The following is a 13,235-nucleotide window of genomic DNA, read 5'->3' as shown; positions in this document are numbered from 1 at the left end:
GCAGTCGAATCCGGGCCCGAAGCTGCTTCCAGTCGTCCACGATCCACCGTGCCCACCGGTCCGGGCTCTCCCTTTCGAGCTCGGCGATACGCCGGTCGGCGATGTTCTCCGCGTGGGTGAGCTCTTGGAGCGCGTCGGTGAGGTCACCTCGGCGCAGGGCCTGACCACCCAGCTGGTAGGTCTGCATCGCCTCACCGCGCGGACGGCCCGCCTCGCGGTGGATCCGCCGGCAGCGGGTGAGCAGTTCTCTCGGAGAGGCCTCGGGCGACCCGGGCAGGTCGGGGTCGCGTTCCTTGAGCAACGCCTGTGTCTCCAAAATCACCGCGCGGTCGAGTTCGTGGTCGGTACGGTCGGCCTCGCGTTCCGCCTCGGCGACCAGGGCAAGCGCCCGCTCCGTCATGTCGAGCTCGATGTACAGACGGGCGAGGTAGTTGGCGCAGCGGGCGACGGCACCGTGGTGGTCCAACCGCCGTGCCACTTCCAGGGCACGTTGATAGATACGAACGCCGGTCTTGAGACGACGACGGCCGTAACAGGTCGGCCAGACCGCGTCGGCCAGCGCCGGCACCGCCAGGGGCCGGTCGAGTTCCAGGGCCAGGGACATCAGTTCGGGGACACGTTCGATCTGACGGTCCTGCCACTCCGCGGCCTCCCGCCGGCCGTCGAAGGGAACCATGTGGTCGCCGGGCGGAACGGTGAGTTCGGCGGTGGGCAGGTCGTCGGTGAGCCGGTGTCGTTCCCCCAGTGCCGCACGATCGGCCAGGTGGTGGGTCACGGTGTGGTAGCGCAGCACGGCGGCCGCGTCGGAGGCCCGGTTGTCGCCCGCCTCCTCTCGGACCCGTTTGCGGACCAGTTCCACCATCCCGCGACCGCCGCCCTCGCCGCGATGCAGCAGCCCGGCCTCGGCCAGCCCGTTCAGCACTTCGTCGGCCCGCTCCCCCAGCACCAGGTGGGCCAGTTCCCGGTCGAAGCCGCGGCCCGGGTCCGTGGCGAGGACGTCGAGGACCCGGCGCCGATCCGGTGCCAGACCGGAGACCGCGAGGTCGACCACGACCTCGGCGCCGCTCCGTGGCGGGAAGGTGGAGCGTTGCCGCTCCCGGATCGCGTTCACCAGTTCGGCCACGCCCAGTTCCTGGGCCTCGATGTGCCCGGCGGCCATCCTCAGGGCCGCGGGCAGGCCCCCACAGAGTTCGACGAGCCGTTGGGCGGCGGCCCATTCGTCGCGGTCCCGCAGACGCCGGTCGACACCGTGGAAGGAGCGTAGGAGCGCGAGCGAGTCGTCCCCGCCCAACGCCGTGAGGGTGACGGCTTCGGCGCCGGCGGCCACCAGCTCCGCGGTCGAGGTGAACCCGAAGGCGCAGGCGGCCACGACCAGGTGCGGGCCGGTGCCCAGGGACAGGGCTCGAAGATCCCTCTCGTCGGCGACCCCGTCCAGGAGCAGTAGGAGCGGCTCGCCCGTGGTGGTCCTGCGCAGCCGGCCGTGCAGGATCGACACGTCGGTCTCCTCGCCGACGTCCCCCACCTGGAGTTCGGCGAGCATCCTGCGCAGCACCGCCGCCACGTCGAGCACGCCCTCCCCGTTCCGCCAGTCGCGCAGGTCGAAGTAGAGGTCACCGGCCTCGAACCCGCGTCCCACACGGTGGGCCACCTCCGCGAGGGTGACGCTCTTGCCGACCCCTCGCTCCCCGGTGAGCAGGGCGAGCGCGCCGCGTCGTTCCCGTAGGACCTGAGCGGCCACACTCTCCAGACGGGCGAGTTCGTCGACGCGGTTGGTGTACTTGCGATCGGCGTTGGGCGCCTGGTGCGGCGGCGCGGGCGGTTTCGGCTCCATGAAGGTGACGGAGACCCGGTCCCCTTGGATGGACGTGCCGTGGTTGTCCCGCAACTGGTAGTGGTGTCGGGGGTCGGACACCTTCGGCCTCCTAGGGGTGTGTTCGCACGCGTGCGCCGGGTGGTCACGGCCACCGCCGATCCTAGGCCCCGGGCCGGGCCCGGGGCCTGGGACGCCCCCATCTGTCCGCTTCCGGCCTCGGGGTCAGTCCACGCCTGCGGCCTCCGGGGTGCGCGCGTCCGGGGCCGGCACGGCGGCGGGCATCGCCACGATCACGCCGTTGAAGTCGCCGGGCGCCACCGCACCGGTGGTGGCGCGCTTCCAGGACAGGACCGCCAGGACGGCCGGGGTGATGTCCGCGCCGTGGACCGTGTAGGAGTACATCTGCGGGTCGAGCACGGTGGGGGTGGGGAAGTACAGGCCCAGGACGATCACGACCAGGGTTCCCCGTTCGCCGATCTTGTCCCCGGCGAACCTGGCGAACAGGTCGTAGGCGACGTTGGAGGCGCCCGACAGCATGAAGGACGACCCGGTGGTGATGACGAACGCGAAGAAGCCGGCGATGAGCATGCCCAGGGTGGAGTTGCGGGCGGCGCGTTCGTCCTCGGCGGCGGCCCTTCTGGGGCTGGAGGGCGCGAGGGCGTCGTCCACCGCGGGGGGCCTTTGAGGGCAGGGGTGCGCCCGGGGGTCAGGCGGGGCGGACCACACCGGTGGAGCGGATCAGGGCACGGTCGCGCCGGTGGCGTTCGCTGCGTACCTCCTCAAGAGCCTTCTTGAGCTTTTCCTCCGGCGTTTCCGTTTTCTCGGCCAGGTAGTTCTCGCGGGGTCTGGTGAGTTTGATCTTTCCCATCTCGACCATTCCTTTTCTCGGGGTCGGGCCCTCCGGTCGCGCCTCGGGCCGCCTCCGCGAACAATATACCCAGTGCGGCTGCGAACAAAGCGATCGTGGAGCCGTGCTGGTGGTCGAGACTGCCCGGGTCGGGGGCGTCGATGGTGACCATTCCGAAGGCGTGTTCGGTGGAACGGATCGGCGCGGCGATGAAGGTGCTGTAGTGGGCGCCGGTACCCGCCCAATAGGGGGTGTCGGCGCCCTCCGCGCGCAGGTCCTCGACGATGACGAAGCGTCCGGGCAACTCGTCGAGGATCCGGAAGGCCTGGTCACCGCGTTCGGTGCCGCGGACGAAGTCGCGGGGGCGGTCCGGGCGCCCCGCCGGGAAGCGCGGTTCCATCCGGAGCCCGTCGGTGGAGACCACGAACACCACGGCGCGCACCCCCGGAACGGAGGTGAAGGCGGCCCGCAGGTCGCCGGCCACTCGCATCGCCGCGGCCTCGGCGGTCTCCACCCTCTTGTCGCGGGGGCGGAAGGTGACGGTGGCGGCCAGTTCCAACAACGGTGCCAGCGCCTCCTCCAGGACCTTCTCACGGGCGGAGGTGAGTTCGTTGTTGTTCTTGCTGCGACGTTCCCACCAAAGGTCGAGGGCGGGAATGATCACGCCGACGACGATCGGCGGCACGCCCCACCAGATCACGATTCCGGAGACGATACCGCCGAAGGCGACCAGGAGCCCGGACAACGACAGGGCCAGGGGTTTGTGGCGGTGCGCGATGTAACCCAGCCACGAAATCGTGCCCAGGAGGGGGTTCACGGGCTTTTTCACGCGCTCACCCTAGCGGGATCACTCCCCCCACGTGACAAAGGCCCGGTGAGGCGCACCGGCGTGATGCCGGGACGCCCCACCGGGCCCGAGTGAACGAGGGTCAGCCACGACCGGACGTGACACCCGTTTCGGGTTCGATCGTCTCGGTCGGCTCGTCCTGGTGCAGGTGGGCGCGCTCCAGGGCCGAACCCTCGACGTCGACGTCGGGCAACACGCGCTCCAGCCACTTGGGCAGCCACCAGGCGGCGTCACCGGCCAGGTGCATCACCGCGGGGATGAGCAGCATACGGACCAGGAACGCGTCCAGCAGCACACCGAACGCGAGCCCGAAGCCCACGGAGCTGATCATCATCATCTCGGAGAAGATGAACCCGCCGAACACCGAGATCATGATGATCGCGGCGGCGGTGACCACCGAACGGCCGGCCCGGAAGCCCTGCACCACCGCGAGGCGGGCCGGGGCGCCGTGTACGTAGGCCTCGCGCATTCCGGTGCCGATGAAGAGCATGTAGTCCATGGCCAGGCCGAACAGGATGCCCACCATGATCGTGGGAAGGAAGCTCAGCACCGGACCCGGGTTCTCCATCCCGAGCAGACCGCCGAGCCAACCCCACTGGTAGACGGCGACCACACCGCCCAGGGCGGCGAAGTAGGACAGGATGAACCCGAGCGTGGCCACCACCGGCACGAAGATCGACCGGAACACCAGCAGCAGGATGACCAGGGACAGACCCACGACCACGGTCAGGTAGGTGGGCAGGGCACCGGCGATCTGCTCGGAGATGTCGATGTTGCCGCTGGCCATACCGGCGACGCCCAGCGGTGCCTCACCGTGGATGGGTTCCATGTCGCGCAGCGTGTGGACGAGGTCCTCGGTGGACTCGCTGGAGGGGCCCTGCCTCGGTTCGACCTGGAAGATGGCCAGTGTGCGATCGTCGGAGACACCGATGGGCGCCACCGCCTCGACGTCCTCCAGCGCGTGGATGGCGTCGGCGACCTCGTACTGGTACTGCTCGGCGTTGACCTCGGCCTCGTCGTCGGTGGGGCCGCCCGGCAGGTCGGCGGTGACCAGGAGCGGGCCGTTCCGGCCCTCCCCGAAGTTCTCCTCGATGGCGGTGTAGGCCCTGTACTGGGTGGAGTCGACCGACTGTGAGGAGCCGTCCGGCAGGCCCTGGCGCAGGTCCAGGACGGGCAGGGCGATGACGCCCAGGACGATGACGGCGACGGCGGCCCGGCCGATCGCCCGGACGTTGGACATCGGCTTGATGTGGCTGTGCTTCTCGGGCGCCTGGCCGTTGGCGGAGGCGGTGCCCAGGCGTGCGCGCTCGCCCTTGGACAGGATCCGCGGCCCCACCAGTCCCAGCAGCGCCGGAATGAGGGTGACGGCGACGATCACGGCGATGGCGATGGCGATGGCGCCGACACTGCCCATGAGGCCGAGGAAGCCGATGCCGGTCAGGTTCAGGCCCAGCAGGGCGATGAGCACGGTGGCGCCGGCGAACACCACGGCGTTGCCCGCGGTGCCGTTGGCCAGACCGACGGACTCCTGCAGTTCCATTCCCTGCTTGAGCTGGCGTCGGTGCCGGTTGACGATGAACAGTGCGTAGTCGATGCCCACCGCCAGGCCGAGCATGAGACCCAGGATCGGGGTGATGTCGGCGATGGCCAGGACACCGGACAGCGACATGGTGATCAGGGTGGCGATGCCCACTCCGACGAGGGCGGTGAGGATCGGCAGGCCGGCTCCGATGAGGGTGCCGAGCATGACCACCAGGACGACACCGGCGACGACCACGCCGATGATCTCGGCCTTGCTGACCAGGCTGGGCAGCTCCATGGCGATGTCGTCGGCGAACTCGACGGTGACCCCGTCGACCGGCTCCGACTCGAAGACGGAGATGACGGCGTCGCGGGTCTCCTGAGCGACCTCCTCCTGCGCGTCGGTGAAGGAGACCATCACCATGGCGGCGTTGCCGTCCTCGGAGATGGTGCCGATGCCGTCGGCCATCTCCATCAGGGCCTCGCCCTGTTCGAGCTTCTCCTCCTCCGACTCCAGGGACTCCAGGCCCTGGTCGATCTCGTCCTGCCCGCCGTCGAGGGCCTCCTCCATCTGGTCGAGCATCCCGGCGGCCTCGGCCTGGGCGCGGTTCTCGTCCAGTTCCTCCTGACCGGCCTCGATCTCGGCGCGGGCGTCGTCGATCTGTTCGCGCCCCTCCCGAAGGAGTTCGGCCTGTTCGGCACGCTCGTCCTCGGTGGCGAACGGGTCGACGACGGCCTCGACCCCGTCGACCTCGGTGGCGAGGTCGACCCGCTCACCGATGGCCTCCTTCTGTTCGTCGGTGAAGGGCTCGCCGTCATCGGTCTGGTGGATGATGGTGCCGGCGCCGCCGCCCATGCCGTCGAACTCGGTCTTGAGGCGCTGGTTCACCTGGTCGGTGGCGGTGCCGGGGATGGAGAAACCGTCCTCCAGCTCTCCCGAGAAGAGGAAGAAGGCGCCACCGGCGGCGACCAGCAGGGCCAGCCAGAGCACGATGACGGTGCGGGCGCGCCGTGCCGAGGCACGCCCCAGTCGGTAGAGAAGTTCAGCCATGGTTCTTCCGCAGGAGTGGTGGGTGGGGTGAGCGGATGCGCTCAGGTGGCCGCGGTGCCGGTGTCCAGGGTGCCGAGGCCGTCGCGGTAGGTGCCGATCATGCGATCGAACAGTTCGTTCCAAACCCGCCGGGACTCGGCGGTGTCGACCCCTTCGGTGGCCCTCTCCCAGCGACGGACCACGACCAGGGCGCCACCGATGAGGGCGCCGCACATCAGCTCGACCTCCATGGGGTCGGCCGAGGGGTGGTGGCGCAGGGTGGTGGCCGCGATCCGGGTTCCCAGGTCGGTGAGGGCGCGCTCGAAGAGCACGGCCTGGCGCGGGTTCAGGGCCCGGTCGCCGATGTCGAGGACGTGGCCGGGGCCGCAGTCCTCGGTCTGGAAGATTCGCGTGAGCTCGTTGATCGGGGTGACCAGGTCGGTGGCGCGCAGGGCGCCCGCGACCCGATCGAACATCGAGGTGTCCTCGCCGCTCGCGGCGAGGTTGGCGTCGACGCCGTCGAGGACGACCGCGAGCATCTCGCGGAACACCTCGAGGGTGATGTCGTCCATCGTCTTGAAGTGGTTGAAGACGGTGCGTCGGGAGACGTCGGCGCGCGCGGCGAGCCGGTCGACGGTGAAGTCGGTGCCGCCGATCTCGGACATGAGTTCGGCCGCGGCGTCGACGATGGCGCGTCGATGCCGTGCCTTGAGGGCCTCACGTCGGTCGGTGGCGGGCGTGCGCCGCTTTTCTGCCATGGTGCAAGACTACGGATATCGGTGCACTCAGTGCAACGACGCACTGAGTGCACCCGCTCACACCGTTTCGGACGCGGCGGGCCATCGTGGGCGGGGTGGCGGTCCACGCCGATCGTCCACAGGGCGTTGTTCGCCTTCGTCGCCTGAGGGAAGAAACGACCGCACCCGGCCCCTGTGGGACCGGGTGCGGGACGTTCACGAGCGAGGACGGGGCGGCGGGGTCACTTGCGCTTGGCGCGGCGGCCCACACGCCAGTAGGCGCAGAACTGGACGTTGTCCTTGGGCACCCCGGATTCCAGGGCCAGGGAACGCGTGGCCAGGACGAAGGCCGCCTCACCCACGACGTACACGCGGGTGTCGGCGCTGATGCCGCGTGAGCGCAGGTGCTCCAGAGCCAGGTCACCGGCGGAGACGCCGTAGGTGCGCACGTTCCAGACCGGGTCGGCGCCGACCAGCTCGCGGCGGTCCGCGGCGTCGGGGATCTCCAGGACGTAGTCGCAGGGCGCGCCGTCCAGGGATCGGGCGATCCCCTCCACGCCCGGCAGCCCGCTCTCGTCGGCCACCACCAGGACCGGGCCGGTGTGGCCCTCGATGTTGAAGATGCGCCCCTGGTCCAGCATGCCGATGCGGTCGCCGGGGCGGGCCTCCAGGGCCCAGCGGGCGGCCACGCCGTCGACCTCGCCGGTGGTGACGCAGCGGTGGATGACGAAGTCCAGGTCCAGCTCCCAGACATCGCCCACCCGGCGAGCGTCACGGATGGTGTAGTTGCGCACCAGCGGACGGTGCGACTCCTCGATGGCCAGCAGGCGGGAGTACCATCCCTCCGCTCCGCCCAGGGGCAGGTCCAGGGTGCCGTCCGGGGCGGTCAGGAACAGTCGGAACCAGTGGTCGAAGCCCAGGTACTCGAAGTCGTCCTCGAACCCGTCGCCGGTGCTGCGCAGGGTGACCCGGGCGAAGCCGGGGAAGGGGCGAGAGGCGGCGTGCACGACCAGGGAGCGGACCGAGGCGGCGCGGGGGTGGACGGGGCGAAAGTCGGCGAGCTTCTCGGCCATGGGTGCCTCCTCGAGGTGCGGTCGATCGGGAGGGGGCGTCCTCGATCCGCGATTCGGGCTGTTCGGGGTGGGTGCGGTCACGGCTTCCGCCAGGAACCCGGAAGACCTCACCTTGGCCAGGTTAGACTAACCTAACTAAATTATCGAGGCCGGGTCGGCGTCGAATTCTCGGTCCGACGGGGTGGGGGTTGTGGGATCCCCACAGAGCTCCCCGTCCCACCATGTGTGTGAGAACACGCCCTCGGGCGGTCCGGGCGGCCCGCGGAGTCGGGTCACGGGTCGTTTTTGGTCGATCTCCACAACTCCACCCCCTCAAGATGCGTTGGGTGCGTCATGGCGCTCGGAGGCCTCCAGACGAGAAGGTGGAGAACGCCGGGGCCGTCTCTCATGTCGCCGCGCGCACATCATTGGTCTTACAGAAGGGCTCATTCGGGTGTTCAGTCGTGTCGCAATCGTGAACCGTGGGGAGGCCGCCATGCGGCTCATCCACGCCGTCCGTGACATCGCCGCGGAGAGCGGGACACCGATCGAGACCGTCGCCCTGCACACCGACGTCGATCGCACGGCCGCGTTCGTGCGCGAGGCCGACCTGGCCTACGACCTCGGTCCCGCCGCCTCCCGGCCCTACCTGAACCTGGAGGTGTTGGAGCGCGCCCTGCTGGAGTCGGGCGCCGACGCCGCCTGGGTCGGGTGGGGTTTCGTCGCCGAGGACCCGGCCTTCGCCGAACTGTGCGAACGCATCGGGGTCACCTTCGTCGGCCCCTCCCCGGAGGCCATGCGCAGACTCGGTGACAAGATCGGCGCCAAGCTCATCGCCGAGGAGGTCGGGGTCCCGGTCGCCCCGTGGAGCCGTGGCGCCGTCGAGAGCCTCGAAGAGGCCCTGGCCGCGGGTGAGCGGATCGGTTACCCGTTGATGCTCAAGGCCACCGCCGGGGGCGGTGGGCGCGGCATCCGCGTCATCAACGACGGCGAGGAACTCGCCGAGGCCTACGAGCGCACCAGCCAGGAGGCCGCCAGGGCCTTCGGCAGCGGCATCGTGTTCCTGGAGCGTCTGGTCACCGGCGCCCGCCACGTCGAGGTACAGGTCATCGCCGACGGTCAGGGCACCGCCTGGGCGCTGGGCGTGCGCGACTGCTCGGTGCAGCGCCGCAACCAGAAGGTCATCGAGGAGTCCGCCTCCCCGCTGTTGAGCCCGGAGCAGACCAAGGAGCTCAAGGAGTCCGCCGAGCGGCTGGCCATCGCGGTGGACTACCGCGGCGCCGCCACCGTGGAGTTCCTCTACCACCCCGGTGAGAAGCTCTTCGCGTTCTTGGAGGTCAACACCCGTCTGCAGGTCGAGCACCCCATCACCGAGGCGACCACCGGGTTCGACCTGGTGCGCGGCCAGCTGCACGTGGCCGGCGGTGGGAGGCTGGAGGGCGAGGCCCCGGCCGAGCGTGGGCACGCGGTGGAGGCCCGGCTCAACGCCGAGGACCCCGACCGCGACTTCGCTCCCTCCCCCGGACGCATCGCCCGCCTGGACCTGCCCGCGGGCCCCGGCATCCGCGTAGACACCGGTGTGGCCGAGGGCGACACCATCCCCGCCGACTTCGACTCCATGATCGCCAAGATCATCGCCTACGGGCACGACCGCGAGCAGGCGATGGCGCGTCTGCGACGGGCGATGCGCGAGACCACCGTGATCATCGAGGGCGGCGCCACCAACAAGAGCTTCGTGCTGGACCTGCTGGACCGGCCCGAGGTGATCGACGCCTCCGCCGACACCGGGTGGATCGACCGGGTGCGCGCCGAGGGTGACCTGGTCTCGCACCGGCACTCCGCGGTGGCCCTGTCGGCCGCCGCCATCGAGGCCTACGAGGAGGAGGAGCGGGTCGAGCGGCAGCGGCTGCTGTCCACCGCCTTCGGCGGGCGCCCCCAGGTGCAGCACGAGAGCGGTCGTCCGCTCGACCTGAAGCTGCGCGGGATCGGCTACCGGGTACGGGTGGCGCGTCTGGGCGCCGACCGGTTCCGGGTGGTCGTGGCGGCCGGTGAGGACACGCGCACCGCCGACGTGGAGCTGGAGCGTTTCGACCGGCACAGCGGCCGCATCACCGTCAACGGCTCCCGCCACCACCTGCTCATCGGCGCTCACGGTCCGGTCCACCTGGTGGAGGTCGACGGTGTGGCGCACCGCGTGAGCCTGGACGAGGGCGGCGTGCTGCGTTCGCCCACCCCCGCTCTGGTGGTCGCCACTCCGGTGGAGGTCGGTGCCGAGGTCGAGGCCGGTGCGCCGGTGCTGGTGCTGGAGAGCATGAAGATGGAGACGGTGCTGCGTGCGCCGTTCCGCGCCCGCCTGAAGGAGTGCGCGGTGATCGTGGGCGGCCAGGTGGAGACCGGCGCCCCACTGCTGCGTCTTGAGCCGCTGGCCGACACGGAGGAGGCCGAGGAGGCGGACACCGCCCCGGTCGAGCTCGAACTTCCCCCTCCGGCCGGGGACGTTCCGGTGGCCGAGCGTCTCGCGCGTGGCCGGCAGGACCTGCTCGGTCTGCTGTTGGGCTTCGACGTCGACCCGTTGGACGAGCGTCGAGTGTTCGACGAGTACCTGGCGGCCCGACACGAGGCGGTCTCCGCCGGCCACCGCCCCCTGGCCGCCGAGCTGGACCTGCTCGACGTGTTCGCCGACCTGGCCGAGCTGAGCCGCAACCGGCCCGCCGGTGCGGACGACGTCGGCGACACCCACGTGCACAGCCCCCGCGAGTACCTGCACACCTACCTGCAGAGCCTGGACGTGGAGCGGGCCGGGCTGCCCGAGTCGTTCCAGACCAGGCTGTCCCGTGCCCTGGCGCACTACGGGGTGACCGACCTGGAGCGCACCCCCGAGCTGGAGGCCGCGGTCTTCCGCGTCTTCCTCGCCCAGCAGCGTTCTTCCAGCGACGCGCGCCTGGTCACCGGTCTGCTGCGCGCCTGGCTACAGGACGCTCCGCCCGAGGCCGAGTTGCACGAGCCCACCGGTCTGGCCCTGGAACGGCTCGTGGCCGCCACCCAGGTTCGCTTCCCGGCCGTGGCCGACCTGGCCCGAGGCGTGGTGTTCGCGTGGTTCGGTCAGCCCATGCTGCGCCGACACCGCGCCCAGGTCTACGCCGAGGTGCGCCGTCACCTGCGTCACCTGGACCAGAACCCGGACTCGCCCGAGCGCGCCGAGCGCGTGGCCGCCATGGTGCGCACCACCGAACCGCTGGTGCGCCTGCTCGGTCAGCGACTGGTCCGCGCCGACCTGGACAACGCCGTGCTGTTGGAGGTGCTGACCCGCCGTTACTACGGCAACAAGGGTCTGGCCGACGTGCGCACCACGCGTGGTTCGGGGTGCACCTACGTGGTGGCCGAACGCGCCGGGGTGCGCCTGGTGTCGGCCGCCGTCGGGTTCGAGAACCTGGGAGACGCGGTCCGGGGCCTGGCCGAGCACGCCCAGGGCGACCTTCCGGTGGACGCCGACCTGTACCTGTCCTGGGAGAAGCAGCCCGAGGACTTCGACGCGACGGCGGCCGCTCTGCACCAGGCCGTGAACCTGCACCCGATGCCCGCGGGCGTGCGCCGCCTGACCACCACCGTCGCCGGTCGCGACGGCTCGGTCATGCACCACCACTTCACGTTCCGTCCCTCCTCCTCCGGTTTGGAGGAGGACCGGCTCATCCGCGGGCTGCACCCGCACATCGCCGAGCGCATGCAGATGGAGCGCTGGAACCGGTTCGACCTGACCCGTCTGCCGTCCGCGGACGAGGAGGTGTACCTGTTCCGGGCCGTGGCCCAGGAGAACCCCTCCGACAACCGGCTGGTCGCCTTCACCCAGATCCGCGACCTGACCGAGCTGCGCGACCACGAGGGCAGGCTCATCTCCCTGCCCACCGCCGAGAACACCATCGCCACCTGCCTGGACTCGATCCGTCGCGCCCAGGCAGGTCGACCGGCGAAGAAGCGGTTCAACACCAACCGGATCGTCATGTACGTGTGGCCGCCGGTCGATATCACCGACGAGGAGATCCAGGCGATCGGGCGACGGGTCCTGCCCACCGTCACCGGGGCCGGGCTGGAGGAGATCCTCTTCATCGCGCGCCGTCGCGACGCCGAGACCGGTGAACTGGTCAAGACGGCGGTGCGGGTGCCCTTCGACGCCACCGGAGAACCGGGGCTGGCCATCGGTGGCCTGTCCACCGAGCCGGTCGAACCGATCGACGACTACCGCCAGAAGGTGCTGCGCGCCGGCAGCCGCAACACCGTCTACCCCTACGAGCTCACCGACCTGCTCGGCGACTTCGTCGAGCACGACCTGGACGAGCACCACGCGCTGGTTCCGGTGGACCGACCCAAGGGCCGCAACTCCGCGGCGATCGTCGCAGGTGTGGTCACCACCCGCACCCGACGCCACCTCGAGGGCATGAGTCGGGTGGTCCTGCTGGGCGACCCCACCAAGTCGCTGGGCGCGCTGTCGGAGGCCGAGTGCCGCCGGGTCATCGCGGCGCTGGACCTGGCCGAGCGGATGGACGTACCGCTGGAGTGGTACGCGCTGTCGGCGGGCGCACGCATCTCCATGGACTCGGGCACCGAGAACATGGACTGGGTGGCCGCAGCGCTCAAGCGCATCGTGGAGTTCACCCAGGACGGGCGTGAGATCAACATCGTCGTGGCGGGCATCAACGTCGGCGCGCAGCCGTACTGGAACGCCGAGGCGACGATGCTCATGCACACCAAGGGCATCCTGGTGATGACCCCGGACTCGGCGATGGTGCTCACCGGCAAGCAGTCGCTGGACTTCTCCGGTGGCGTGTCGGCCGAGGACAACCACGGCATCGGCGGTTACGACCGGGTCATGGGCCCCAACGGCCAGGCCCAGTACTGGGCGCCCAACCTCATCGCCGCCCGCGACATCCTCATGGCTCACTACGACCACACCTACATCGCGCCGGGCGAGCAGGCCCCACGACGGGCAGCGACCTCCGACCCCGCCGACCGGGACGTCTCGGACTTCCCCCACGTGGTGGAGGGCAGCGACTTCACCACGGTCGGGGAGATCTTCTCCAGTGCGGCCAACCCCGACCGCAAGAAGCCGTTCGACATCCGGACCGTGATGCGGGCGCTGTCGGACCAGGACCACCCGGTGCTGGAGCGCTGGGCCGGCATGGCCGACGCCGACACCGCGGCGGTACAGGACGTGCACTTGGGCGGGATCCCGGTGTGCCTGTTGGGCATCGAGTCGCGGTCGGTGCCGCGACGCGGTTTCCCGCCGGCGGACGGCCCCGACACCTACACCGCGGGCACCCTGTTCCCGCAGTCGTCGAAGAAGGCGGCACGGGCGATCAACGCCGCCAGCGGCAACCGTCCGTTGGTGGTACT

General features: G+C 70.4%; 6 protein-coding genes and 1 pseudogene. 1 reads left to right on the top strand and 6 read right to left on the bottom strand.

What is annotated here, in order from left to right:
• From K8V84_RS06260 to K8V84_RS06235, 6 genes and pseudogenes are all read right to left on the bottom strand, one after another.
• A partial coding sequence (locus K8V84_RS06260; protein WP_304071623.1) for a tetratricopeptide repeat protein occupies positions 1–1,912 on the bottom strand: 1,912 nt, incomplete at its 3' end.
• A 123-nt stretch (positions 1,913–2,035) separates the two neighbouring features.
• Positions 2,036–2,452 (bottom strand): annotated as a pseudogene (locus tag K8V84_RS06255) (sodium:solute symporter family protein); the annotation flags it as partial.
• 140 nt (positions 2,453–2,592) lie between these two features.
• Positions 2,593–3,489, bottom strand: coding sequence for a GAF domain-containing protein (locus tag K8V84_RS06250; protein ID WP_304071622.1), 897 nt, complete (start codon positions 3,487–3,489; stop codon positions 2,593–2,595).
• Between the two features lie 100 nt (positions 3,490–3,589).
• A complete protein-coding gene (locus K8V84_RS06245; RefSeq protein ID WP_304071620.1) occupies positions 3,590–6,079 on the bottom strand; it encodes an MMPL family transporter in 2,490 nt (829 codons plus the stop codon).
• A 41-nt stretch (positions 6,080–6,120) separates the two neighbouring features.
• Positions 6,121–6,816, bottom strand: coding sequence for a TetR/AcrR family transcriptional regulator (locus K8V84_RS06240; protein ID WP_304071617.1), 696 nt, complete (start codon positions 6,814–6,816; stop codon positions 6,121–6,123).
• Between the two features lie 221 nt (positions 6,817–7,037).
• Positions 7,038–7,868 carry a siderophore-interacting protein gene (locus K8V84_RS06235; RefSeq protein ID WP_304071615.1) on the bottom strand — a complete coding sequence of 277 codons (831 nt, stop codon included), beginning with the start codon at positions 7,866–7,868 and terminating at the stop codon, positions 7,038–7,040.
• A gap of 433 nt (positions 7,869–8,301) precedes the next feature.
• Here K8V84_RS06235 and K8V84_RS06230 point away from each other — a divergent pair.
• A partial coding sequence (locus K8V84_RS06230) for a biotin carboxylase N-terminal domain-containing protein (RefSeq protein ID WP_304071612.1) occupies positions 8,302–13,235 on the top strand: 4,934 nt, incomplete at its 3' end.

It is taken from the genome of Nocardiopsis listeri (assembly GCF_020741345.1).
In the GTDB taxonomy this organism is placed as follows: domain Bacteria; phylum Actinomycetota; class Actinomycetes; order Streptosporangiales; family Streptosporangiaceae; genus Nocardiopsis; species Nocardiopsis listeri_A.
This window is presented reverse-complemented; position numbering and strand designations above follow the sequence as displayed.